At 46.8% G+C, this 23,975-nt stretch carries 24 protein-coding genes; 11 read left to right on the top strand and 13 right to left on the bottom strand.

The annotated features are described in order from the left end of the window. The first annotated feature begins 62 nt into the window (after window positions 1-62). From GJU87_RS06975 to GJU87_RS06955, 5 genes are all read left to right on the top strand, one after another. The gene (locus tag GJU87_RS06975) at window positions 63-911 is read left to right on the top strand and encodes an alpha/beta fold hydrolase (protein WP_153638869.1); all 849 of its coding nucleotides are present in this window, start codon (window positions 63-65) and stop codon (window positions 909-911) included. 122 nt (window positions 912-1,033) lie between these two features. Next, entirely contained in the window at window positions 1,034-1,327 is a 294-nt protein-coding gene (locus GJU87_RS06970; RefSeq protein ID WP_153638868.1) for a GNAT family N-acetyltransferase, read from the top strand. Between the two features lie 47 nt (window positions 1,328-1,374). Beyond that, complete coding sequence (locus GJU87_RS21795; RefSeq protein ID WP_373921486.1) at window positions 1,375-1,563, top strand: (4Fe-4S)-binding protein; 189 nt, start codon at window positions 1,375-1,377, stop codon at window positions 1,561-1,563. After that, the gene (locus GJU87_RS21425; protein ID WP_228491887.1) at window positions 1,512-1,886 is read left to right on the top strand and encodes a hypothetical protein; all 375 of its coding nucleotides are present in this window, start codon (window positions 1,512-1,514) and stop codon (window positions 1,884-1,886) included. Before GJU87_RS21795 ends, GJU87_RS21425 begins: the two co-directional genes overlap by 52 nt. A gap of 14 nt (window positions 1,887-1,900) precedes the next feature. Beyond that, window positions 1,901-2,794 (top strand): IS3 family transposase, encoded by an 894-nt coding sequence (locus GJU87_RS06955; RefSeq protein WP_153637041.1) that lies wholly within the window; start codon window positions 1,901-1,903, stop codon window positions 2,792-2,794. 321 nt (window positions 2,795-3,115) lie between these two features. Here GJU87_RS06955 and GJU87_RS06950 read toward each other — a convergent pair whose 3' ends face one another. Continuing rightward, window positions 3,116-3,274: a hypothetical protein gene (locus tag GJU87_RS06950; protein ID WP_153638866.1), complete on the bottom strand. Its 159-nt coding sequence runs from the start codon at window positions 3,272-3,274 to the stop codon at window positions 3,116-3,118. A gap of 353 nt (window positions 3,275-3,627) precedes the next feature. On the opposite strand from GJU87_RS06950, the gene GJU87_RS06945 reads away from it, so the two are divergent. Next, window positions 3,628-5,709: a S9 family peptidase gene (locus tag GJU87_RS06945; RefSeq protein WP_153638865.1), complete on the top strand. Its 2,082-nt coding sequence runs from the start codon at window positions 3,628-3,630 to the stop codon at window positions 5,707-5,709. A 482-nt stretch (window positions 5,710-6,191) separates the two neighbouring features. Here GJU87_RS06945 and GJU87_RS06940 read toward each other — a convergent pair whose 3' ends face one another. Then, entirely contained in the window at window positions 6,192-7,526 is a 1,335-nt protein-coding gene (locus GJU87_RS06940) for a PQQ-binding-like beta-propeller repeat protein (RefSeq protein WP_194831469.1), read from the bottom strand. A gap of 204 nt (window positions 7,527-7,730) precedes the next feature. Between GJU87_RS06940 and GJU87_RS06935 the strand changes: the two genes are divergently transcribed. Further along, window positions 7,731-8,642, top strand: a complete 912-nt coding sequence (locus GJU87_RS06935; protein ID WP_153638863.1) for a hypothetical protein — start codon at window positions 7,731-7,733, stop codon at window positions 8,640-8,642. On the opposite strand, the gene cobA is transcribed toward GJU87_RS06935, so the two are convergent. From cobA to cysD, 8 genes are all read right to left on the bottom strand, one after another. Next, a complete protein-coding gene (cobA, locus tag GJU87_RS06930) occupies window positions 8,639-9,433 on the bottom strand; it encodes a uroporphyrinogen-III C-methyltransferase (RefSeq protein WP_194831468.1) in 795 nt (264 codons plus the stop codon). The genes GJU87_RS06935 and cobA overlap by 4 nt on opposite strands. Further along, on the bottom strand, window positions 9,426-10,274 hold the full coding sequence (locus GJU87_RS06925) for an SDR family oxidoreductase (RefSeq protein WP_106543536.1): 849 nt from the start codon (window positions 10,272-10,274) through the stop codon (window positions 9,426-9,428). Before GJU87_RS06925 ends, cobA begins: the two co-directional genes overlap by 8 nt. A gap of 62 nt (window positions 10,275-10,336) precedes the next feature. Continuing rightward, window positions 10,337-12,034: an NADPH-dependent assimilatory sulfite reductase hemoprotein subunit gene (locus tag GJU87_RS06920; protein WP_153638861.1), complete on the bottom strand. Its 1,698-nt coding sequence runs from the start codon at window positions 12,032-12,034 to the stop codon at window positions 10,337-10,339. Window positions 12,035-12,050: 16 nt separating this feature from the next. Beyond that, window positions 12,051-13,826: an assimilatory sulfite reductase (NADPH) flavoprotein subunit gene (locus GJU87_RS06915; protein WP_153638860.1), complete on the bottom strand. Its 1,776-nt coding sequence runs from the start codon at window positions 13,824-13,826 to the stop codon at window positions 12,051-12,053. A 3-nt stretch (window positions 13,827-13,829) separates the two neighbouring features. Further along, the gene (locus GJU87_RS06910; RefSeq protein ID WP_153638859.1) at window positions 13,830-14,297 is read right to left on the bottom strand and encodes a bifunctional precorrin-2 dehydrogenase/sirohydrochlorin ferrochelatase; all 468 of its coding nucleotides are present in this window, start codon (window positions 14,295-14,297) and stop codon (window positions 13,830-13,832) included. Between the two features lie 12 nt (window positions 14,298-14,309). Beyond that, entirely contained in the window at window positions 14,310-14,537 is a 228-nt protein-coding gene (locus GJU87_RS06905) for a DUF2061 domain-containing protein (RefSeq protein WP_106543533.1), read from the bottom strand. 9 nt (window positions 14,538-14,546) lie between these two features. Next, complete coding sequence (locus GJU87_RS06900; RefSeq protein ID WP_228491886.1) at window positions 14,547-15,815, bottom strand: sulfate adenylyltransferase subunit 1; 1,269 nt, start codon at window positions 15,813-15,815, stop codon at window positions 14,547-14,549. 15 nt (window positions 15,816-15,830) lie between these two features. Then, the gene (gene cysD, locus GJU87_RS06895; protein WP_153638858.1) at window positions 15,831-16,727 is read right to left on the bottom strand and encodes a sulfate adenylyltransferase subunit CysD; all 897 of its coding nucleotides are present in this window, start codon (window positions 16,725-16,727) and stop codon (window positions 15,831-15,833) included. An 811-nt stretch (window positions 16,728-17,538) separates the two neighbouring features. Here cysD and GJU87_RS06890 point away from each other — a divergent pair. Beyond that, a complete protein-coding gene (locus GJU87_RS06890) occupies window positions 17,539-17,817 on the top strand; it encodes a hypothetical protein (RefSeq protein ID WP_228491885.1) in 279 nt (92 codons plus the stop codon). A gap of 353 nt (window positions 17,818-18,170) precedes the next feature. On the opposite strand, the gene GJU87_RS06885 is transcribed toward GJU87_RS06890, so the two are convergent. Both GJU87_RS06885 and GJU87_RS06880 read right to left on the bottom strand, forming a co-directional pair. Beyond that, window positions 18,171-18,428, bottom strand: coding sequence for a YtxH domain-containing protein (locus GJU87_RS06885; RefSeq protein WP_153638857.1), 258 nt, complete (start codon window positions 18,426-18,428; stop codon window positions 18,171-18,173). A 234-nt stretch (window positions 18,429-18,662) separates the two neighbouring features. After that, window positions 18,663-19,295: a porin family protein gene (locus GJU87_RS06880; RefSeq protein WP_153638856.1), complete on the bottom strand. Its 633-nt coding sequence runs from the start codon at window positions 19,293-19,295 to the stop codon at window positions 18,663-18,665. 396 nt (window positions 19,296-19,691) lie between these two features. Between GJU87_RS06880 and GJU87_RS06875 the strand changes: the two genes are divergently transcribed. Both GJU87_RS06875 and GJU87_RS06870 read left to right on the top strand, forming a co-directional pair. Further along, on the top strand, window positions 19,692-20,222 hold the full coding sequence (locus GJU87_RS06875; RefSeq protein WP_194831467.1) for a nitroreductase family protein: 531 nt from the start codon (window positions 19,692-19,694) through the stop codon (window positions 20,220-20,222). 93 nt (window positions 20,223-20,315) lie between these two features. Beyond that, window positions 20,316-20,528 (top strand): hypothetical protein, encoded by a 213-nt coding sequence (locus GJU87_RS06870; protein ID WP_153638854.1) that lies wholly within the window; start codon window positions 20,316-20,318, stop codon window positions 20,526-20,528. Here GJU87_RS06870 and GJU87_RS06865 read toward each other — a convergent pair. Further along, window positions 20,510-22,987, bottom strand: coding sequence for a plasma-membrane proton-efflux P-type ATPase (locus GJU87_RS06865; protein ID WP_153638853.1), 2,478 nt, complete (start codon window positions 22,985-22,987; stop codon window positions 20,510-20,512). The two genes, GJU87_RS06870 and GJU87_RS06865, sit on opposite strands and share 19 nt — an antisense overlap. A 188-nt stretch (window positions 22,988-23,175) precedes the next feature. Between GJU87_RS06865 and arfB the strand changes: the two genes are divergently transcribed. Continuing rightward, window positions 23,176-23,583, top strand: a complete 408-nt coding sequence (gene arfB / locus GJU87_RS06860) for an alternative ribosome rescue aminoacyl-tRNA hydrolase ArfB (RefSeq protein WP_153638852.1) — start codon at window positions 23,176-23,178, stop codon at window positions 23,581-23,583. The last annotated feature ends 392 nt before the right edge of the window (window positions 23,584-23,975 follow it).

Here is a 23,975-nt window from a genome sequence, read left to right as displayed (position 1 = left end):
ATAATACAAGTCATAAAAACCCCTAATTTTGATAAGCTGCTAAAATCAGGAACACAGAAAGAATGAAAAACGAACGGTTTATCGAAGTTGCCAATCAGATGAAACTGTGGGTCGAGACTTATGGCAATTCAGAGAATGAAGCTTCTCTGTTTATTTCCGGTGCCGGTGCCAACAGCTCGTTTTGGTCAGAGCGATTGTGCAACCGTTTAGTAAATGATGGATTTTTCGTCATCAAATACGACCACCGCGATTTCGGTTATTCCTCCAAAATCAATTTCGAAGAGCATCCCTACGATGTGCTCCAACTGGCCCGGGACGCATTGTCCATCATGGATTCGCTGAACGTGGAGAAAGCACATGTTGTTGGCCATTCCATGGGTGGATTCATTGCGCAACTGTTAGCGATTCATTATCCTAAAAGAATCCGTTCCATGATATCGGCCTCTTCTTCAACAAATTCTCCCAAAGTTCCCCTGCCGCCGGATAAAACATGGGAGATATTTATGGAATGTCAACCACAAAACAACTACAATAAGGATATCGACGAATTTTTGCCGGTTTGGGAATATTTAAACGGAACGGCAACTTTCGATAAGGAGCTGGCAGTTGAATACACAAGGAACATATATGCCCGTCAGGAAATTACCGGACCACTGGGTGAATCGCATGTGAAGGCACAGGCCAACCTCACAGACCGGACCGAAGCGTTGAAGCATGTTAAAATACCGACATTGGTTATCCACGGTGAGGAAGATTACCTGGTCGATAAGTACGGAGGCATACAAACAGCCGAATGTATTGAAAACGCTGAATTGGTTTTAATTCCCCAAATGGGGCATATCCCATTCAATCAGGAAATTCTTTTACGATTTGAGAATGAAATCATCAGGTTCATAAACGAACACAGATAAGTTATACGACATCTCCCGATGATTGATTTAACGTTTCCTTGAACCCACGTCCGAAACCCTTTTCATTTTCCACACGTAACGGTAAACATATCGGGAAAAACAGCAAATTACACCTAAACAGCATGGAACATCAACTGTTTGACAACGAAGAGAAGAAGCAATATGAATTTCATATTGGCGAACTCACGCCCAAAATTGAATACATCAAGGCGCAGGGAACCATTTACCTGACACATACCGAGGTTCCTCCCGAACTGAAAGGTCAGGGAATTGGTATGGAGCTGGTCAGGCAGGCATTGGAAGACGTCAAAGAAAAAGAGCTTACACTTGTTCCGCTCTGTCCGTTTGTGGCCACCTTTATAGCGCGGAATCCCGAATGGAAATCATTGGTATTAAAAGGAGTAAATATTCGCTGATTATGGAGAAGGAAATCATCAAGTAATACACCAATGGTGAGTTAACTATCGTTTGGAAACCCGGACGATGCATTCACTCGGGCGTATGCGTAAAGACCCTGCCCAAAGTCTACCATCCCGGAGAGCGGCCCTGGGTAACCATCGACAAAGCCACCACCGCTGAGCTCAAAGACCAGATAGCTCAATGTCCCTCCGGAGCATTAAGCTATTACCTGAACAGCACACGGGAAGAATAACCTTATCCCCTCTCCAATTAAGTATAAATCTGTCAAGCTATTTTAGGAGAGGTCAGGCACGCGACCGGTTTGATTTAGGTTCCCAGTACCGGCGCATTATCAGGAACTGGCAGGAACGTTATTCCGATGATATTCACTTATCTTTACAGGCGATGAGTGGAAAAGAAAGAACAGATGTAAAAGCGCTGGAGAAGCGTATCAAAGAGCTGGAAAAACAGCTTGAACTGGCGAAGATGAAAAATGTGGGCCTGAATACGATAATTGACATTGCTGAGCAGGACTACAAATTAGAGATTCGAAAAAAGTCTGGCCCCAAACAGTAGAAGTACTGGCACACATGTACCCGTTGGTATCCAAATCGGTACTGTGTGAACTGTTTGGGTTTAGCCGCCAGGCCTGGTACGATAGCAAAAAGCGTCACTCAGTAAAACAAATGCAGGAGGTGTTCATTTTAAAGCAGGTGAAAATACTTCGCCGCGAACATCCCCGCATGGGAGCAGAGAAACTCCTTTTGTTACTGGCTTCCACACTACAGGAACACAATATCAAATACGGAAGAGACAAGTTTTTCAACCTGCTCGGGGAGCACGGTTTGTTGGTGCGGCGCCGTAAGCGGGGTCCGAAAACCACTAATTCGAACCATTTTTACCGTAAGTATCCCAATCTAATCCGGGATATCGAACTGGTCAGTTCAGGCAGACTCTGGGTCAGTGATATTACCTACCTGCGAACTGAAAAAGGGTTTGTCTACCTGTCCCTGGTAACTGATGCCTATTCGAAGAAAATTGTCGGATGGAGCCTCTGGCCCGACCTGACCAGTGAAGGGGCCTTAAATGCCCTAAGAATGGCCGTTGCCGGCGAAGGTGTAAAGCCGAACCTGATTCATCACTCCGACAGGGGGATTCAGTATTGCTGCAATGATTATGTGAACTACCTGCAGGGAGCTAAAATCGGCATATCAATGACCGAAAACGGAGACCCTTATGAAAATGCGGTAGCCGAACGTGTCAACGGTATTTTAAAGGGAGAGTACAGCTTACAGGATACCTTTGCCGATTATCACGCAGCCCTGGAAGCGGTAAAAATCGCTGTATACAAATACAATCATAAACGGCCGCATCGTAGTGTGGACATGATGTTCCCCACTGATGCACATAAGCAAACCGGAACATTAAAGAAACACTGGAAAAAGCGTTCCTATCCGTTGAAGCGTGAATCAGGTGATACATAAAAATCTGTCGAACGAACCCGGTGTAAGAGAAAACCTGTGATGAGAGAACAGGAATAACAGGGAGAGTTTCCGGCTACTTCAGGGTTTAGAAACAATCTGAACTCTGTTTTCAGGTTTTACTCTTACAAACGACGGACCGGGCAGGAAGATAAAAAGAAGTATATTTGGAATCCAGTTGTTACGAAATAACAAGCAACCGGACTCACCAATTAAGTATAAATCTGTCAAGCTATTTTAGGGTAGGTCAACCACGTAACGTCCGGTTTGTGTTGCTACATGTGCAGCATGACCTGCTATAGTTGCGGCGTGCGTTGCTTCAGGTCAGTCGTGCATTGCTTCACGTGCGTGACGGGTTGCTACAGGTTCGTTATGCATTTCTTCACGTCCGTCGTGCGTTGCTTCGCGTCCGTCGTGCATTGCTTCGCGTGGTTCACGTATTGCTACAACTACGAACCGTATTCCCGAAGAGGCAAACAGCATCACACAGCCAGATTCGGTAAAAAAAGAGGGCATCACCGACTTCCCGGAAGGGGATACATTCTTTAAAGTTGCTTAAAAATGACATATCATGAGAAAATTCATGCCCCTCTCCTCCTTTTCTTTGTAATTTTCTCGTCCAAAATCTATCTATTGTGGTGAAATCCTTTCCCGCAAGGTCAAAACCAGACTGAAAATCCTGCCTAAAACCAATGAATAATAACTCCATTTCAGGAGTTTATGTGCCAGTGGCAAACAATAAGGGTATCGGTTTGTTTGCATTGTTGCTTATAACCCGAAACCTGGATGACAAGATATTTATTCATTCATCAATGATTTAAAATTCGAAAAGAAGTATGAAACGAATTCTTTATCTCTTTGTGATGGTCTTCCTCTTTACTGCGGAGGCAGCGTTTCCGCAGAAAAGCGCGTTTACCATCGCCGATTTGTACAAAGTACGTCACGTGGGCTCTCCCGTAGTTTCGCCCGACGGCATGCGCGTTGCCTTCACGGTAACCGATTACGATATGCCGAAAGGTAAATCGATGACCGACATCTATGTGATGAACGCCGACGGCAGTGGCGTCACCCCGGTAACCACCGATCACAAGGGAAATTACGATCCCATCTGGACCAGCGACAGCAAAGACCTCTATTATGTGTCGACGGCATCGGGAGCTCCGCAAATGGTTCACTATTCATTTGCAACCGGGAAGTCGAAACAGGTTACCGATTTCTCGATGGGTGTAGACGCCCCGGTATTGTCGCCTAACAACAAACTGATTGCCTTTTCGGCAGAAGTTTATCCCGATTGCGGCGCCAACAGTGAGTGCAACGCCCGCAACGACTCGTTGTCACACAACGGTCCCATCCAGGCCTATGTGACCGATCACCTGTTGTTTCGTCACTGGACACAATACGCCAAGGGGAAATATTCCCACATCATTGTATTTAACACCGAGACCGGAAAATACACCGATGTTACCCCGGGTAAATTTGTATCGCCCGTGTTTATGCTGGGCGGCGGCGTAGGTTACAACTTCTCGCCCGACAGTAAAGAGATTTGCTATGCATCGAAACACGTTGAGCACCCCGAGGCATCGACCAACAGCGACCTGTTTGTTGTTCCGGTAACGGGAGGAGAAGCCAAAAACATTACCAAAACGAACAAAGCATGGGACGGATGGCCCATTTATTCGCCCGATGGCAAATACATTGCTTACCGTACCCAGAGTATTCCGGGATACGAATCGGCGAAATTCAACATCGCGCTCTATAACCGGGCAACCGGCGAAACGAAGATCATCACCAAGGACTTCGACAACTGGGTGGATGACTTTAAATGGGCTCCCAACTCCAAGTCGATCTTCTTCTCAGCAGAGCAAGAAGGAGGAGAACCGGTTTACATGGTCGATCTGGCGTCGGACGTTATCACTCCTGTTTCGGGACAGCGCTCCATTTACGGTTTCGATGTCGCCAGCAACGGATATCTTTACGACCTGGCTACCACCATTGACAAACCGGCTGAGCTCTTCCGCATGAAAACCAAAGGCGGAACCGAAGAACAGCTGACCAACTTCAACAAAGAGCTGTTGTCGAAAGTAGATTTCCGTCCGGCGGAAAAAATGTGGGTAACCGGTGCCGACAACAAGCAGGTACAGGTTTTCATCGTGAAGCCACACAACTTCGACCCGTCGAAAAAATATCCGCTCATCCTGAACGTTCACGGAGGACCACAGGGACAATGGATGGATTCGTTCCGCGGCGACTGGCAGGTATATCCCGGAGCCGGCTACGTAGTGGCATTTGCCAACCCGCACGGTTCAACCGGACGCGGACAGGCTTACACCCGCGAAATTTCGGGTGACTGGGGCGGCAAACCATTCGAGGACCTGATGAAGGTAACCGATGCACTGGCTAAACTGTCGTATGTCGATTCAACCCGCATGGGCGCCATGGGATGGTCGTACGGAGGTTACATGATGAACTGGTTCCAGGCCAAAACCAAGCGCTTCAAGTGTCTGGCTTCGATGATGGGACTCTACGACCTGCGTTCGATGTGGGGAGCAACCGAAGAACTTTGGTTCCCGAACTTCGACCTGAAAGGACAACCCTGGAATTCGGATCTGTACAAGAAATTCTCTCCTTCAGAATACGTGAAGAACTTCGCTACACCGACGCTCATCATCACCGGCCAAAAGGATTTCCGTGTACCGTACACTCAGAGCATTCAATATTTCAGCACACTGCAGACACTGGGCATTCCTTCGCGTCTGATCATCTTCAAAAACGACGGCCACTGGCCCAACCGCGTGAAATCGATGCCGCTGTACTACGACGCGCACCTCGACTGGTTCCACAAGTACCTGGGAGGTCCTGCTGCACCATATGATGTGCACAAAATGTCGCTCAACCAGAGCTTCACCGACGATAAGTAATGAGGAAATGAATGTTGTTCAGGAAGTTATTTTGATAGATTGGTAAAAAAGGAACTGTCAATCCTTTTAAATTCACCCCACCAAACTTCCCCAAACGGGGAGGCTTAAGTCCCCTTCATGGGTCCCGATAGTTCGGGATAGGGGTAATCTAAGGCAGAAGGTATTGACTACAGGAAACACAGTTACCAATGGACTTAACTTGCTGAACAACATTCGTTCTTTAGACCATAAGATAGCACCATAGACGAAAAAGCTGCACCGGCCAATTTCCTTTTTCAGGAATGTCCGGGCAGCTTTTTACTTTGGTGTACAAAATCTATGAAAAAAAAGAAATGTTCTGTTCAACCAGAAAATGCTATCGCATCAACCTGTGTGATTTGATTGTCTCCTGAGGCAATGGTTTAATGAAGCTTCAGAAATATACAATGAACGACTACTTCATTACCTTTCTCCCCCGGCATCGAGACAGACGAGCTTTATTTTTAGTGTAGCGCATACAAATATCCGTCGGCACTCCCGACATACAACACGCCATCTGAAACGGCAGGCGTGCTCAGCACCGAACCAACAGAATAGAGGCCTTTCATGGCTACCGCATGGGTCTGTGCATTATAACCATCTTTAAAAACCTTCCGGTAAAAGTCGTTGCTAATTCCACCATCAGCCGTCAACACGCTATCGCGATTCGCAACAGAAGCATCCATGCGATACTCCCATACTTTTTCTCCGTTTTTTGCTTTCACAGAATGCACCGTACCGTTAAAGCCACCGAAGTAGATCAGTTTTCCGGTTGTCACCGGAGATGAAAAGATGTATCCGGCAGGGATATCCTTGCTATAAATGGAATCACCGTTGATCGCATTCAACGCAATGAAACGATGCGTATCGGATGTGCCGTAATAAACGGTGCTATCGCGCACCAGCGGCGTGTTGATGACCCATGAATACCGGTTAAACCGTTTCCAGAGAAGCTTTCCTGTCATGCCGTCGAGCGCGTACACATGTGCGTCGCGGCAACCGAAGTAAATCCGGTCGTTCCAAACCACTGGCGACGATTGAATACCTGTCTGATTATAATTTACGGTATCCTTTCCGGTCTCAAATTTCCAAATCTCGCGGCCTGTTTCCAGACTGACTGCATGCAGGAACCGATCCCACCCGCCAAAGATGACCATGTCATTGTAGATGGTTGGCGCATTGTGAATCGCCTTCCCCGTCGCGACATGCCATTTCTCCATTCCCGTGTTCGCATCCACCGCATAAAAATTACCGTTACCACTTCCGAAGTATAATACATTCTCGTGCCATACCGGCGACGAAAGATACATGTCCCAGGGATCGGTAATTATTTCATTCTTCGGTTGCAGTCCCTGAACACCAGGCGCAGAGAAATGCTTTTCCGGTCCTTCGTTAAAACGCCACTGTAATTTTCCGGATGACCGCTCCAAGGCATAGAGATAACCATCGGAGCTGATAAAATAGACCGACTCTTCTGTTACTGCCGGCGAAGAGGCAACATAACCACCGGTTTTGTAACTCCACTTTTCCTTTCCGGAAAATTTATCAACCGCATAAAAGGTACTGTCGTTGCTACCGAAGTAGACATCCTGTCCAAAAACGGCCGGAGAACTAAACACATAGCCGTTGGTTTTGAATTTCCATTTCACGCCATGGAGCGTATCGATATCCGGTGACGCAAAATGCCCCGAATGTTGTGCGTCGCCGCGAAACATAACGGCCGAACGAGGATGAGTTTGACAAGAAATAAAGGAAAGTATTAAAACACTAATGATAAGAATTGAGTTGATTAGACGCATAGGTTTGAATTTGGATGATGTTAAAAACAGAAGACAGGTAACTGCACAAACACCCTGAATCATTCATCTTATTTTTCATAACTTTTTGCATCAGTAATAGCACAGTCCAAAATTCGCATTGACTATCCGAAATAAAAGCGTTAAATTAAGATAGTTAACCCAAATACTAACCCGGTTCGTAACCGATTCTCAAAACCGCGAACCATGCTTGATATTCTGCTCATCATCACTTTTGTGATACTCTTTGTGAAATTCTTTTCCTGGCTCTTCACTCCCACTTATCGTTCCGGCTACGGTTCCTGGCCGTCATCCAATTCGGTTACGGTCACGCTTCCCCATCCGGAGAAAACCAATCCATACCGTTTTTACAAGTACATCGAAGTGACGCCATATATTACACTAAAAGCAGTACGAAAAGAATTGCGCCGACAAAACATTGTTTTAAAACCAGAGTATGAGAAGGCAATGAATGATAAGATCCGGCGACATGTCTTCCATAACCCTTATACGTTCGAGGAATATTTCCACTGCGAATTCGACATCATCGGTATCCGCTTTCTGCAATGTTCTCCGGATAAGCTCAGCGCCTTTCGAATCGACCTGTGTTATCTGAAAGATGACAAAATAGCCGACCTGGATGACTTCGATTTCATTCCTCCTTATCCCTACAACCACAAACGGAAGTACCTCGAGATTATGGACGAATACTATTTCGATCCACAAAAGATATATGCCTCAACATTCCGGGAAATATGGAAGTGGCGCGACCAGATGAGCACTAGCCTGAACAACAATCTGGTCGCTGTTTGGGATGACGAAATCTTCACCCTCAGGGAACTATTGCGTTACCACGAAATCACCGATTATCACATTCGTTATATCCGTGTCCGGGAAATTGCCCGGGCGCATAACATGCCAGACGAACTGGGCCCGTTACTTAAACACGTGGAAGCCGACTTCGGTCCCGATCGGAATAAAAGTATTCTGGCCGCCATTCTCGCTTTCTCCATCCGCGAAATGGATGTCGATCTGGAGCAGTACGTACATATTCTGGAGCCCGAGAGAGATCTGTTTTCCGATATTCTTGCGGAAGAAAAAAACAAGCCCACTATTTAAGTCAATAGCGAAGTGTCCGGTATCTGTTGATACAGCGATTCCAGCAATTCTTTTGGTTCCAATGTTTCCAGGTATTTCCCAACCATCACCAGTGAAGGTCCCTGAACCCGCACGCTTTCCAGGCGCGTCAACACAGTATCGGTGGTTGCTGCCAAAAGTTGCTCCCCTTCCTGACTTACGCGATCGGCGATCATCAATGGAATGTTCCCAATACCCGCTTTCTCCATCACCTCCAGCAGACAATGCAACTTGGTCAGGCCCATGTACACCACAACCGTTCCACCTTCTTTAATCACCGACACCAACGGATCACATCCCGGCGTTTCGCCCGAAGATGTATAGCCACTGGTAAACAGCACCATCCGGCTTTTATTCCGCTCAGTCAGGGGCAACGCAAAGGCCGACGAAGCCGCAATCCCTGCACTGATCCCCGGAACTACCTCCCACGGGATACTTTCACTTTCCAGGAAACGAACCTCTTCCATACCTCGCCCAAAAATCATCGGGTCACCAGCTTTCAGGCGAACTACCTGCTTTCCTTTTCGAAAATGCAAAGCCATCTGCCGGTGAATTTCATCCTGTCGTTCCTGTGGATTCTGCCCATCGCGACACTTTTTTCCAGCATATATCTTTACGCAATCCGGCCGGGTTTCCTCCAGAATGCGTTCGTCTATCAGTGCATCGTATAGCAACACGTCAGCCTGCTGTAGTCGCTTCAGGGCTTTCACCGTCAGCAATTCCGGATCGCCGGGCCCGGCCCCGACCAATGACACCGGTACCCGTTCAATCATTCTCCTTCTGTTCATACAAATCCTCCAAAGCCGCTAACGGATTCCGGTAGGTAAACCGAAAACCGGTATCGATTAATTTCTGACTACTGACTGTTTTAAACTTCACATTTTCTCCTACCGGGAAATCGGGCAAACCGATGCCCTGCAGTTCTGCCGCCCGGCTATACAGCTCACTCCGTAAAGGATGTTCCGGCGAGACGATGTTGTAAACAGCACTATCTTTTTCCACTTCCGTGAGATGCAGGATGGCTTCTACCACATCATCGCTGTGCACCAGGTTAACCGGCACGTTTCCCGGACGGGAAGGATGGGCTTTCCGGATGAAATTTCCCGGTAAACGCCCCGGACCAATCAATCCACCGGGCTTCACCACCAGCGTCCGAAACGATTCTTCCTGAAGAAAAAGCTGTTCCGCCTGCCACAGCGCGATTCCTGAGGGTTTCTCCGGCCGACCGGATGTTTCTTCATTTACTTCACCGCCAGTTTCAGGATATACCGATGTGGAAGAGATGAAAACCACCCGGGGAATGCTTCGACGCTTCACTTCAGCAACCACCTGTTCCGCCAGACGGGGATAAACTTCCGTTACCCGCTCATTACGGGCCGGCGGAATACTGACCACCAGCACATCGCAGTTCCAAAAAGCTTCGGCGTTGGAGAAAATACCATTCTCCTCCACATTCACCCGGAAGGGACGAATGCCCTGTGCTGCCAGTGACGGAAAAACCGCCTCATCCCGAACCGAACCGTTCACAATGGCACCTTTTTTCAGCCACGCTTTTGCCAAAGAAGTTCCTAACCAGCCACAGCCCAGTATACTAATGTGTGTTATCTCTCTCATATTTTTAAAATGAAAGGAGCGCCGGCCGGTACTTTCCTACGGCCTCCGACCGGCATTCCAAATCAGTGTCTGAATTCTGCTCCTTCCTTAATTTCTTTCACAATTCCTGCACGAATAACAAAATCACCAAAGCGTTCGCCTTCTTCTCGTTCTTCAGCGTACTGTTTTAACAGCGGACGCAGCGTTTCCAGTATCTCTTCCTCTGTGAGCGTTTCGCGATAGAGGTTGTTCAGGCGTTCGCCGGAAAAGCCACCGCCCAGGTAGAGGTTATAATGTCCCAGCGATTTACCAATCAGGCCTATCTCTGCCAGCGAAGGACGCCCGCAACCGTTCGGGCAACCTGTCATCCGTATCACGATCTCATCCTGAAATAGTCCAACTTCGTCCAATAGTTTCTCAATCTTTGTAATCAGTGAAGGCAGGTAACGTTCTGCTTCGGCGAAAGCCAAGGGACAGGTGTTCAACGCCACACAGGCAATCGAATTGCGACGCAGTCCGGATAATTTCTCCTGAATGACGCCCCAATGCTGCAGTGTATCGGTAATTTTTTTCTTATCCTGTGGGGCAATGTCGCCCAACACTAAGTTCTGGTTTCCGGTCAGTCGGAAATCGCACAACCCCAGTTTCGCTACCTCCCGCAAGGCCGTTTTCAACTGGTAAGTCCCGGTGTTTTTCACCCGGCCGCCTTCGATGAAGAGCGTGTAGTACCAGCGACCATCATTCTCGTGCCATCCATAGTCGTCGCCGTTACGGGTAAACGTGTACGAGCGTTCGGCCTCCAACTCATAACCGAGTCTTTCGTGTAACTCTTTCACAAACCAGTCCAGGCCGTGCGAATCGATGGTGTATTTCAGTCGCGCCCGTTTCCGATCTTCCCGGTTCCCGTTATCGCGCTGAATCAACACAACTTTCTCTACCACGTCCAACACTTGATCGGGGGTGGCAAAGCCAAGCACATTTCCTACCCGCGGGTACGTGTCGTTCCGTCCAAAAGTAGAGCCCATGCCGCCGCCAACAGCGACGTTAAATCCGGCCAGTTTTCCATTCTCTTCGATGGCAATCAGGCCCACGTCCTGCGAAAAGATATCGGTGTCGTTGTTCGGCGGAATGGCGATACCAATTTTGAATTTACGCGGGAGGTAACGCTTACCATACAACGGCTCAATTTCCTGCTGCCCGCCAGCCACTAACTTTTTATCCAGCCAGATTTCGTGATAAGCCGGTGTTTGCGGCAGCAGGTGGGCGCTCAACTGACGGGCAATATCCTGTATTTCGCCATGCACTTTCGAACCGTAAGGATTTGGGCTCGCCATCACATTCCGGTTCACGTCTCCACAGGCGGCAATCGTATCCAGCAGCGACCGATTAATGCCCTGAATGGTGGACTTTAGCTTCCGCTTGAATACACCATGCAGCTGAAAGGCCTGACGGGTTGTCAACTTCAAGGTACTGTTGGCATGGGTATCGCTCAGACTGTCCATGGTCAGCCACTGCTCGCCTGTGGCAATACCTCCCGGCAACCGTACCCGGATAAGGAACGACCAGGCCGGTTCCAGCTTTTGTTTCTTGCGTTCCAGCTCCAAGTCACGGTCCTGCTGTTGATAAATGCCATGAAACTTCGATATCTGTTGATCGGCTGCGGCAATGGCACCGGTAATCGGATCGGCTAAACTCTCCGTCAACGTGCCCCGCAGATAGTTACTATCGTATTTTAATTTTTCCAGTTCGGATAAAACATCCCAGTTAATTTGCTCGCTCATTGTTTTTGTTTTGAGGTTAATATACATCCTGCTGGTAACGGCGCTGCTTCTTCAAATCTTTCAGGTACTCTTCCGCTTTTTCGGGCGTCATACCCCCTTCGGTAGCCACAATCTCCTGAAGCGTCTGATGAACATCTTTGGCCATGTGGATTTTATCGCCACACACGTAGAAATAAGCGCCCCGTTGCAACCATTCGTATAACTGACGGCCGTGTTCACGCATCCGGTGCTGCACATACAACTTCTCTTCCTGGTCACGCGAGAAGGCTACCGTAAGCTGTCCCAGCGATCCCTTTTTCAGGAATTTCTGCCACTCGGCCTGGTACAGAAAGTCGGTGAAGAATTGCCGATCGCCAAAGAACAACCACGAATCACCTTTCGCCTTTAGTTTTTGACGGTGTTGCACAAAGCTCCGGTACGGAGCAATTCCAGTTCCGGCTCCCACCATGATAAGTGGCGCTTCATTTTGTTCGGGTAATTTGAAGTTCCGATTCTTCTCGATGAAAATCGGAATCTCTGAACCCGCTTCTACCCGGTCGGACAGGAAGGTCGAACAAGCACCGTGGCGGCGACGGTCATGATTGTCGTAGCGCACGGCCGCAACGGTGAGGTGCAGTTCCTCCGGATGAGCTGCCTGACTCGATGAGATGGAATACATCCGGGGTTGTAGCGATGTCAGTACGGACACCAGTCCTGCAATTTCCAATTCCGCAGAAAAATCAGTCAGCAAATCGACCACATCATGTCCATAGAGATAGGTATCCAGCGCCTGCTCGTCATTCAGCAAATCACCCAGAATCTCATTGCCGGTCAATTCGCGGTAGCTTTCCAATACTGAGCGGTTCAACACCGATAATTCCAGGTGATGGCGTAAAGCGGTTTCCAGCGAATGCGTCCCGTTCTTAATCGTCACCTGCTCATTGCGGTCGAAGTCGGTAATCTCCAACACCTTCTCCACCAGTTCGGGCGGATTGTCGCAGAAAATCCCCACCGTATCGCCGGGCTCGTAAGTCAGTCCCGAATCACGAAGCAACAATTCCAGGTGATACACCTCTTTGCCGGAACCTCTTCCGCTCAGCTTAACCTTTTCAAGCACTTTCGCCTGAAAAGGGTGCTGTCGATCATAAACAACTGAAGGAGTCACATGATCCGAAACGGTTACGGACGCATCGGATACTATACCCTTTTGTTGTTGCAGGATTTCGAGCACGCCATCACTCCATTTGCGGGCATCTTCGTGATAATCCACATCACATTTCACCAACTCTAACAATCGGTTGGCGCCTTTGCCTTCCAACGCCACATCGAAATCGATGCCCGTTTGGCAATACTGCTTGTAACTGCGGTCACCCAATCCGAGCACGGCATAATTCAGCCCGGTCAATTCGCGGCAGCGTTCACCCTGCAGGTATTCCAGGAAGTCGAGCGCATTCAGCGGAGGTTCTCCTTCGCCATCCGTACTCACAATCACGAGCAGGTTTACGGCATCGGGTAACTCCTGCACGTCATAATCTTCCATCACGGTCGCCTCCGCATCAATGCCGAGCTCGCGAGCCCTTTCGGCCAACTGATTGGCCAATACTTCGCTGTGACCGGTATGCGTTCCAAATAATATCGTCAGCGGAACCTGCTGCGTTCCGGTTACAGCTGCGGCGGGCTTTTCGCCGGAAGCTTCCCCCAGGCCAGCCAGGTAACCGCTCAGCCATAACAGCTGATCGCGTTGCAAACCACTGGTCAAATCGCCAACCAGTTGCTGCTGTTTGTCATTCAAAAGTCCTAATAGGTTGCTCATACGTTAATTTCTGAAGTAATTTTTCTCAAGGAATTCTCTGATTAAATCACGAATAGCGATGGCCTCGTATACATTTTTTGAATCCGAGCCCACCGACACGCTAATGTTATCCTTCCGGTAAATAGCTGGCGAAACGAAGCGGCACAAATCAGGTTTGTCGTGCACATTGACCAGTACGCGTCGCTCATCGCCATCCCGACGAATTTTCTGTTCCATATCCGGGTCATTCAGGCAGACATACACCAGAACATAATCGTCGAGTATAGCGGGAGTGTAAGGCTTTTCGTGGCAAACGACTCCGGTTTCCCGGATTTCGTCACAAACGGTTTCGGCCAACACTTCCACATCGCGGGTAAACCGAAGCAATATCTTCAGTTTCTTCGCAGCATCGGGGCCACCGCCAATCACCAGGATTTTTCGCCCGGTAATATCGAGGGTAATGGGCAGATAGGTTTTCTCATTTCGACTCATCGCTGTTCGTTTTTAAATTTCGTACTCCGGTTTTTCATCGTGCTTCCCAATCCCAACACGATTCCACGCTCGCTCATGCAGAAAATAGAGGAACATCTTAGTAAAGACCTCCACACCGCCAATAGAAAGCGCAAACATGATTTTATGGGTAATCAACCAGGAAATCAAAATAGTATCGATTGTTCCCAGGGCCCGCCATGAGACACTCTTCAACAGACTACGGTAGGCTTTCTCTCTCATCGTCGTCGGTTATTTCCGGTTGATAATCATTCCGGCAGCCACTGTTTGGTGCGTATCCGGATCAATCAGAATGATGCTGCCCAATGTCCGGTTTTCCCGGTAGGCAATAGCAGGAATTTCTTCCTCCAGTTGCAGTGAAAGCGTGGCAATATCATTTACCCCGATGGTCTGCTCACCTTTGAGTCGTTCCAGATTACCGAAGTCAATTTTATCTTCCACCTGAGCCACCACTGCACTCGTCTCGCCGGTTACATGAGCGAGAATGTAAGAGCGGTTCTTTTGCAACGGCGTTTCACTAAACCAGCAGGCGTCAACTGACACGTGCCGAGTGTATCGAATTTTTGCTTCGGCATCCGCCAGAAGGTGACCGCGATTGAACAACTGTGCCCCGACTAACCTCAGCGAAACCGATTCGCCAGTCAATGCCTCCTGCTTCACTTCCTGATATAGCTCAATAGCTTCCACCGTGGTTTCTTCACCGGATGGATGCACACGCACCCTGGTTCCCGGACGTAATACTCCACTGCTGACACGTCCGGTGTAGCGACTGTCGCCATTTTGCCCTACACGTCCCTGAACCGGGAAAGTGAACAATTCACCGGCGTCGGGTACCCGAACCGGAATACTTTCCAGCAACTGAAGCAAAGAAGGGCCTTTAAACCATGCCAGATTTTCGGATTGCGAAACCACGTTATCGCCTTTTAGAGCACTAACAGGAATGAAAGTCACCTGTGCATTCAGCTCTTTCTTCACAACATCGAAGTCAGCAACGATGCGATTGAAGACAGCCTCATCATAATCAACCAAATCAATCTTGTTAATGCAGACCACGATGTGTTCAATCCCCAGCAGATTGGCAATAAAGGTATGGCGGCGGGTCTGCTCCACCACGCCCTGCTTAGCATCGATAAGAATGATAGCCAGGTCCGCTGTGGAAGCTCCGGTCACCATGTTCCGGGTATACTGCAAGTGTCCGGGTGTATCGGCAATAATGAATTTGCGTTTGGGTGTGGCAAAATAGCGGTAAGCCACATCGATGGTGATGCCCTGCTCCCGTTCGGCGCGAAGTCCATCAGTCAGCAGAGCCAGGTTCAATCCTTCCCCGGTACGGCTACTTACCTTTTCAAGGTCGGCCACCTGATCATCGAAGATGGATTTGGAATCGTACAGCAAGCGTCCAATCAGAGTACTTTTGCCATCGTCTACGCTGCCCGCGGTGGTAAAGCGCAGCAGATCCATATCGAGATAACTGTTATGTGTAATAGCTGATGTTGTCATGTGAGTTGAGTTGAATTAGAAATAACCGGCAATTTTGCGATCCTCCATAGCTGATTCGGAGCGCTTGTCATCGGTCCGACCGCCTCTCTCGGTCACGCGGGTGGCTGCCACTTCAGCAATGATTTCGTCAAGCGAAGCTGCCGGCGACAAGGTTACTCCGGTGCAGGTCATATCGCCAATCGTGCGGCAACGAACCTCTTTTAAAACCGGTCTTTCATCTTCCGTCTTCACGAGATAAGGAGAATCAGCCAGCAAAATTCCATCACGTTCGATGACCGGACGCTCGTGTGAGAAGTAAAGCGATGGAATGGGAATCTCTTCCCGCAAAATATACTGCCACACATCCATCTCTGTCCAGTTGCTGATGGGAAATACCCGGAAATGTTCTCCTACCGCATGATGCGAATTGTAAAGGCTCCACAATTCGGGCCGCTGATTCTTGGGATCCCACTGCCCGAAATCGTCGCGGTGCGAAAAGAAACGCTCCTTCGCGCGAGCTTTCTCTTCATCCCGTCGACCACCCCCCAGGGCAGCATCCACCTGTAATTCTTCCAGGGCATCCAGTAAGGTGACGGTTTGCAACTTGTTTCGGCTGGCATGAATGCCGGTCTCTTCAACCGCTTTTCCCTGCGCAATCGACTCTTCCACACTGCGCACAATCAATTGGCTGCCGCTGTCCTTCACTAGCTTATCGCGGTATGCCAGCGTTTCCGGGAAATTATGTCCCGTGTCGATGTGCAGCAGCGGAAACGGAATCGGCTCAGGCCAGAAAGCCTTTCGGGCCAGGTGAAACATCACGATGGAGTCTTTTCCTCCCGAGAAGAGCAACACCGGCTTTTTAAAACGCCAGGCCACTTCACGAATCACGTAGATTCCTTCGGCCTCCAGTTGTTGTAAATGGTTTAAACTCATCTTTTGATTGATTATGATTTACAATTTGGTTTTTGGTTTCCGCTGAGAATCGGATGGTCGGGACATAAAAAAAGCCCCTCTGCGATGCAGAAGGGCTTTATCTTTTCCTCAACCTTGTAAAGGTTTATCTTTTATCCTGAGGTCCACTTCCGCATACGAATAACTCTGCACATACACATCATCATGCTGCACATACACATATTCATATTTGAAGTGAAATTTCTCATTATTCTCGTTTGTTTATGCTCCCAAAATTAGATCATTTATTGAAATGACCTTTTCTTATCCGATAAAAAAATCGTTAGGGAACATAAATCAAAATAAAACCAACTATAAATCAATACTTAACCATCTTTATTTAGAACACCCCAATAAATACCTGAAACATAGATTGGCAACAGAGGCTTCCTTTTCCCATTTGCAAAAAACACTTTTATGTTCTGTTGTAACAGATAGGAAACAGATATTTAAGCTGTGACAATTTGGTATTCTGTGTGTTATCAATTAATTTAGTTAGCGAGATATTTAAATGTAACTAAATGAGCTACATAAAAATGAAATCTTCGTTTTCCCAATCTGACTCTTTCATCCCTGTCTCCTATTCAAATAACCGTTCCCGCTATATTTCTCCATTGCTTTGTTTCCGAAAATTCATCTACGCGATATCTCCTCCGTTTTAATGTAAAAAATAAAACTCATTTCCACACCCATTAGGTGCATCAGAAAATATTACGTGGAGACTGCAACCACAGAAAAAACGGGGCGGAACCGAAAAGCCTTATGAGTAGGACAACCTAAACAAAAAATTCTCATGGAAAATCAAGAAGCGCAGCAGCAGCAACCACAACAGACACAACAGCAAGTACCACAACCGCCTGTCACAATTTCCGACTGGTTTCTCACCTTGTTTCTGACAGCCATTCCGCTGGTTGGTATTATTTTGCTGTTTGTGTGGGCATTTGGAAGCAACACCAACCCCAGTAAGGCAAACTGGGCAAAAGCTGCATTGCTCTGGGCAGCTATCGGCATTGTTATATGGCTCCTCTTTATGTCAATATTCGGAGCAGCCATGTTCCACAAATGGAATTAGACGTTCTCCTATTGAAGACGTTTCGGAAATAATACTTTCCGGAACTATGCTGTTTTGATAATACCTTCTACTATTCCGGGAAGTGCCATCTACACTTATCCCGGAATAGTTTTGAATGATTTTAGTGGTAAAAATAACCTGCCAGGCTTTCCCGGAAGATCAACATTAGTTTAAAGAAGCAAAGCAAAAGAGAATAATTCCTCATCCCGAGAACAACTGATGAGGTTTTCAATGAGGTTGGTGAGCTCATTGAAACCGGTGACTTGATTCAACCAAACACTGCTCTGCTAAAAATTTCCGATCCAGACTCTGACAGGTTCAAATTAACCTTCTTAATTTATAGAACTTGAGGTTTATTCTTTCACGGTATTTACCGCCTTGGACTTCTCGGGCTCCTTATCCTGACGATGCGTTTTGTTTTTAATGGTGTTTCCCACGTCTTTGAACTCTTGCTTCACTTGTTCTTCCATCTGGCTGGAAATCTCATTGACTTTTTTCGCTAATCTTTTTCGTGTTTTGTATCCCTTGTCTGGTGCAACAAGCATTCCTGTAATGGCACCGGTTGCGGCGCCAGCCACAAACCCAACGAAAGTGCTTATACTCTTATTCATTTGATATTAAATTTTAGATTAATAAATTGATTTTGATAATATCCTAACGACTATTCCGAATTCCCTTAACAACTACCAGAACGAAAAGGACCACAAACAAGATGTAGAAAATAATTTTCGCTATTTTAATTATCTCTGCTGTAGGCCCGCCATAACTAACAATTCCGGCAATCGATGTAAGCAATAAAAAGGCAATAACGAGTCGCATCGAATCCTCATGGTCCTCTAAGTCAATTAAAACTTAAAGCCGACATAAAACTGCAGCACATTATTCTTTGCGTTTCCCATCATGTTGTGCGGTGTCGTGCCGTCTTTCGCTACCTGATTTAATCCAACATTATAGTTAACACCCAAGAGCATCGACTCTAAGTCAAACCCAACGCCGGCAGAAAGGCCGTAATCGAGCGCATTAAAATCTTTTCGGTCGATTTCTTTATTGGAGTTTTGGCTATAATAATTCAACACTTCTGTACTGGTATTGATATCGCCATTGAGCAGATAACTGACATATGGACCAAATTGAACATCAAAATTTTTGGAGAGATTAAACACCATCTTAACCGGTAAATCGATGTAATTGAGATTCACTTTTGTTTCACTGTTCGAAAAGGTATTGTTGTAATTATATTTTACACCTTTTACAGAATACAATAACTCGGGCTGCAGTGCAAACGTATTTCCTAACGGAATTTTATTATAAACGCCTGCAAAAAAACCGGCCTTCAGATTCTTATCATTTCCATAATCAACCGAAATACTCGACAAGTTAAGTCCTCCTTTCACTCCAACTTCTGATTCCTGCGCCCTTGCGACGGTCGCAGATAGCATAAGACACACGACTGCAAACAGAATTAACTTTTTCATCATACTTCTTTTTTTAATTTATAATCGTATCCAAAAAATCATGCTTTCTATCGAAACATCCTTTTTATATTGACATTTTCCGAAATAACCATGCCATTGTTTCATGTTTAAAAAGAGAAATATCCTATCCAACTAAAAGCTAGTAAAATAGCATTCACCATCAACAAAAACCGTCTCAGTTAAACTATCACTTCTCCGTCTAAAACAGTCCACAGAATGAGTCAATGTATCCACATTCCACATTTATTTGATTCGTATTAACCAGAGCAAAACCGGACACAAAGACACTTTCTGCCACCTTTATTTACTACAAATTGTACAACAGATTCCCAAAATTGTGCAAGCATTTCGGTTTTAGGATGATTAGTTTTGTTAATGAGGATTTTTAAATCATTAGCTATGTATTCACAAGATATAAAAACGATGAAAAAAATGGTGGCCGAACGTTTTAGTCCGACCACGTTCACCAATCAACCTGTTAGTGACGAATTGATAAATGACATGCTGGATGTTGCCCGATGGGCTCCCAGTTCGTATAACGAGCAGCCATGGAAATTTCTGGTTGCCCACAATGGAGACGAAAACTTCCAAAAAATTTATAATGCGCTAATGGAGGGCAACCAAAACTGGGCCGGCAATGCTCCCATCCTCGTCGTTACGCTGGCCAATGACAACTATGCGCGCAACGGGAAACCTAATCGGCACGCCTGGCACGATACCGGTATGGCTATGGGATTCTTTTTACTGGCCGGAGTGGAAGCCGGTGTCCAGGTACACCAGATGGGAGGATTCTTCCCGGAAAAAATCGAAAGAAACATTGAATTGCCCGAGGGGTACCATCCGGTCGCTGTGGCAGCCATCGGTTATACGCAAGAAACGGCAGAACAGGAAAGTCGCACACGGAAACCCGTTCGGGAAATACGACTTTAAAATAACATCATTCGAAAAAATAAAAGCCCCCGGAGCAACGCCTTGTTCCAATCCGGGGGCTTTTTTATTTTTATGAATCCAACTAAAGCCGACATGTCTAAACACAAACAGCATACAGTCACCTGTCCGCACTGCGGAGAAGAGTTTGCCAAAGCTGACTTACGCAGATATTGCAGCAACTGTTTTGCCTGTACCGGCTGTGAGCGTTACCTGTGTGCCGCTTGTGACGAAGTGATTGAAATCGTTCCCGTCAGACCACCTTCTTTCAAAACAAGTTCGAAAGGGCATCATCCGCGCACCGAATGACGCCCCCAGTGTTTGTAGTTCCGGAAATGAACATTACTATGATCCAGTACTTTCAGCATCCGTACTTTCAATGCATCGGTTACAACCAGTTCAAGAAGAGCCCATCCCCAAATCAAAGCGGCCAGTTTCCATCCCATGGCCGGCATCAGGAAACCATTGACAGTTATGAGTGTAGCAACGATTTGTGTACTGATAAAAGCAATCATTAATGCTTTGGAGGGTTTTACCGACCAAAAGTGTCCTCTGGTGCGTGCCATGAACACTGTCAGCTGTCCGGCAACCGATAATTTCAGATAGATAAACGGTTGAAGCACGGCATCGCTCAAATGCAGCATCTCTTTACCAACAAAAAAGAGGGCAAAGGTAAAGAAAACACCAACTACTCCCAGAAAAGTAGCGATTCCCAATGTAGTACGCATATTCCATTTGTCGGGTGTACGGGAATACCTCACATTGTCTACCGCGATGGTCATAATCGGCGCGTCATTCAAAAGAGCCAACAGAACAATCATCAGGGCAGTAACCGGATAGAAGTTAAACGCGATAATCGACAATGTGATGAACAACAGCACACGAATGGTCTCTGCAATACGATATATGGAATAGTTATTCATTCGCTGGAAAATCTTCCGGCTCTCTTTTATCGCGTCGATAATAACCGATAATCCGGGTTTCGTTAGCACGATGGACGCAGCCGATTTCGCAGCATCCGTTGCTCCGGCAACAGCAATTCCCACATCGGCTTTCTTCAAAGCGGGAGCATCGTTCACACCATCTCCTGTCATTCCAACGATGTGATCGTTATGCTGCAGTATCTCGACAATATGGTACTTATGTTCCGGGAAAACCTGGGCAAAACCGTTGGCTTCTTCAATCTCTTTCAATGCCATTCGTTCGGAAGGCTGCATGATGGCATCTGTGTTTTTGATGTTCCTTTTCAAACCCACCAGATCGGCAGTTTCTTTCGCGATAGCCGTATGATCGCCTGTTACCATTTTCACTTCGACTCCCATTTCCTGGGCTGTTTTGATAGTTTCAGCCGAGTCATCACGTGGCGGATCATATAACGGTATCATACCGGCATATTGCCAGGTTCCTTTTTCATCGGTGCGGGCTACGCCGAGCGCACGATATCCTTTTTCGGCGAAAGCTTCCACCTGATTATCGACTTGTTCTTTCACCTTACCAGGATTCGAGATAAGAGAAAGAATAGCTTGTGGTGCACCTTTGGCCACCTGATATTCCGAAGTGCCTTCTTTCACTTTCGCCTCGGTATGTTTGATAACCGGATCGAAAGGTTTGAAATCGACAACTTCAATGTCATTCAGACGCTTTTTATTTGCTTCTTCAGCTTTCGTTCGATCAATAATCGCCGTGTCAATCGGATCGCGGTCTTCCTCATTAGAAGCCAGCGTGGCCAGTGTCAATACGTCATTAACCTCGAAATTATCGAAAGGTACTACGTCAGCCAGAGTCAACTCATTTTTAGTAATGGTTCCTGTTTTATCCGAACAAAGAATGTCCATTCCGGCCATCTCTTCAATGGAAGCAAGCTTGCTGACAATGGCCTCTTTCCGTGCCAGCGCCGATGCCCCGACAGCCATCGTAACCGAGAGAACTGCCGGCATAGCTGCAGGAATAGCAGCTACCATCAATACCAACGCAAACTGAATAAAGTGAAGCATACTCTCGCCCCGGAAAAGAGACACGATGAAAATGAGCGAAACCAGCACGAAGGCAAAAACAATCAGATAGTTTCCGATTTTAATCACCGCACGCTGAAAGTGACTGGTCGTTTTCGCTTCCTGAACCAGTTTAGCCGTTTTCCCAAAGAACGTATTCATTCCGGTGGCAGTCACAATTCCGTTCATTTCACCTTGCTTGACAACCGAGCCGGAATAAGCCATTTCAGAAGCCTTCTTCTCAACCGGCAACGACTCCCCGGTCAATGAAGATTCATCCAGTTGCAAATAATCTCCTTTGGTTAACTTTACGTCAGCCGGAACCACATCGCCCAGCCGCAGACGGATCACATCACCCGGCACCAACTGACCGGCCGGAAGTTCGGCCCATTTACCGTCGCGGATAACGCGTGACTTTAGTGCCAGTTTCTTTTTTAGCAGCTCAATAGCATTGTCAGCTTTGTGCTCCTGCCAAAAGCCAACAATCGCGTTCAGTACCAGCAAGGCAGAAATAATCCAGAAGTCTTCCCAGTGATGAATAACAGCCGATAAAATCGCTGCAATTTCAATCATCCAGGGAATAGGTCCCCAAAAACTTTTCAGAAATTTGAGTACGGGATTCTGTTTGTGTTCATTTAGACTGTTAGGCCCGTATTGGCTCAGTCGATTCGACGCTTCTTCGGAGGACAAGCCTTTTTCGGAAGTTTGAAGTTTTTCTTTTAGTTCATCAATGGTCAGGTCATTAAGTTCCGATTCCACTGCATTGTTTCCGTTCATAAGGCATTCATTTTAAATCAACAGAAAAACAATTGAGCACAAAGAGTAGTTTACTTTAACCTGTTTAAAAAATATTAATAGAATTGAATTATTGTTAAGCTGAAAGGCATTTATCGGAGGAAAATGCCCTCTTCTTATCAGGAATCAGGACTCGATCCATTATCTTTGCTCAATAAAACACCAATATCATGTTAGTCCATCGTAATTTCATGCCGGAACTAAAATTTAGTGCTTCGCGCAGTAGCGGAGCAGGTGGGCAAAATGTGAATAAGGTGAATACAAAAGTGGAACTTCGATTCCACATCGAATCGTCCGGGTTATTGTCCACCGACGAAAAAGCCATATTGATACGCAAGCTGGCAAACCGGATGAACAAGGAAGGCGAACTGATACTGACCGAACAGAATGATCGCTCTCAACTGAAAAACAAAGAAAAAGTAATTGACCGGTTCTATCGCCTCATCAATCATGCACTTACACCACAAAAGCGAAGAAAAGCAACCCGTCCTACATTGGCTTCACGCCGCCGAAGGTTGGAAAATAAAAAGCAACATTCGGAGAAAAAATCACGCCGTCAACAACCCCCTTTCGATTAAACAACCGAATTTTTCACGCTGATAACATCTCAAAGATGGCTTAAACAAAGGGACTGAAGTACTTACTAACAATTGTTCATATCTCCTGTTTGTTTCTCGTTGATTTTGTTTTGCCAAAAACATTTGACAAATAACTGATTCGTCGTAATTTGCATTCATCAGGTGAGCGATAAAAGGTCGCGCCGGAAACAAGGAGAAGAAAAAAGTCACTTAATTGAGGCTCGATTCCGATCATCCAGGTTGCAAAACCTGCTTGTTGAAGGAGCTGAAGCCTGGAAAGCGAAAGGAGTAAAATCCAATCGAACTACCAGTCAGTCACGGATAAACGGAAACGTTCATTTCAAAACTGAATCTCAAAGCTCTACAGCAGCAACTCCGGTTAATGTTGCAGA

It is taken from the genome of Prolixibacter sp. NT017, assembly GCF_009617875.1.
Lineage (GTDB): Bacteria > Bacteroidota > Bacteroidia > Bacteroidales > Prolixibacteraceae > Prolixibacter.
The sequence above is the reverse complement of the archived record's forward strand: the minus strand, read 5'-3'. Positions and strand labels throughout refer to the sequence as shown.

Bases quoted from the DNA above. Each gene is read 5' to 3' on its own strand.
- GJU87_RS06975 (WP_153638869.1), top strand. From the start codon at position 63: ATGAAAAACGAACGGTTTATCGAAGTTGCCAATCAGATGAAACTGTGG.
- GJU87_RS06970 (WP_153638868.1), top strand. From the start codon at position 1,034: ATGGAACATCAACTGTTTGACAACGAAGAGAAGAAGCAATATGAATTT.
- GJU87_RS21425 (WP_228491887.1), top strand. From the start codon at position 1,512: ATGTCCCTCCGGAGCATTAAGCTATTACCTGAACAGCACACGGGAAGA.
- GJU87_RS06955 (WP_153637041.1), top strand. From the start codon at position 1,901: ATGTACCCGTTGGTATCCAAATCGGTACTGTGTGAACTGTTTGGGTTT.
- GJU87_RS06950 (WP_153638866.1), bottom strand. From the start codon at position 3,274: ATGCTGTTTGCCTCTTCGGGAATACGGTTCGTAGTTGTAGCAATACGT.
- GJU87_RS06945 (WP_153638865.1), top strand. From the start codon at position 3,628: ATGAAACGAATTCTTTATCTCTTTGTGATGGTCTTCCTCTTTACTGCG.
- GJU87_RS06940 (WP_194831469.1), bottom strand. From the start codon at position 7,526: ATGCGTCTAATCAACTCAATTCTTATCATTAGTGTTTTAATACTTTCC.
- GJU87_RS06935 (WP_153638863.1), top strand. From the start codon at position 7,731: ATGCTTGATATTCTGCTCATCATCACTTTTGTGATACTCTTTGTGAAA.
- cobA (WP_194831468.1), bottom strand. From the start codon at position 9,433: ATGATTGAACGGGTACCGGTGTCATTGGTCGGGGCCGGGCCCGGCGAT.
- GJU87_RS06925 (WP_106543536.1), bottom strand. From the start codon at position 10,274: ATGAGAGAGATAACACACATTAGTATACTGGGCTGTGGCTGGTTAGGA.
- GJU87_RS06920 (WP_153638861.1), bottom strand. From the start codon at position 12,034: ATGAGCGAGCAAATTAACTGGGATGTTTTATCCGAACTGGAAAAATTA.
- GJU87_RS06915 (WP_153638860.1), bottom strand. From the start codon at position 13,826: ATGAGCAACCTATTAGGACTTTTGAATGACAAACAGCAGCAACTGGTT.
- GJU87_RS06910 (WP_153638859.1), bottom strand. From the start codon at position 14,297: ATGAGTCGAAATGAGAAAACCTATCTGCCCATTACCCTCGATATTACC.
- GJU87_RS06905 (WP_106543533.1), bottom strand. From the start codon at position 14,537: ATGAGAGAGAAAGCCTACCGTAGTCTGTTGAAGAGTGTCTCATGGCGG.
- GJU87_RS06900 (WP_228491886.1), bottom strand. From the start codon at position 15,815: ATGACAACATCAGCTATTACACATAACAGTTATCTCGATATGGATCTG.
- cysD (WP_153638858.1), bottom strand. From the start codon at position 16,727: ATGAGTTTAAACCATTTACAACAACTGGAGGCCGAAGGAATCTACGTG.
- GJU87_RS06890 (WP_228491885.1), top strand. From the start codon at position 17,539: ATGGAAAATCAAGAAGCGCAGCAGCAGCAACCACAACAGACACAACAG.
- GJU87_RS06885 (WP_153638857.1), bottom strand. From the start codon at position 18,428: ATGAATAAGAGTATAAGCACTTTCGTTGGGTTTGTGGCTGGCGCCGCA.
- GJU87_RS06880 (WP_153638856.1), bottom strand. From the start codon at position 19,295: ATGATGAAAAAGTTAATTCTGTTTGCAGTCGTGTGTCTTATGCTATCT.
- GJU87_RS06875 (WP_194831467.1), top strand. From the start codon at position 19,692: ATGTATTCACAAGATATAAAAACGATGAAAAAAATGGTGGCCGAACGT.
- GJU87_RS06870 (WP_153638854.1), top strand. From the start codon at position 20,316: ATGTCTAAACACAAACAGCATACAGTCACCTGTCCGCACTGCGGAGAA.
- GJU87_RS06865 (WP_153638853.1), bottom strand. From the start codon at position 22,987: ATGAACGGAAACAATGCAGTGGAATCGGAACTTAATGACCTGACCATT.
- arfB (WP_153638852.1), top strand. From the start codon at position 23,176: ATGTTAGTCCATCGTAATTTCATGCCGGAACTAAAATTTAGTGCTTCG.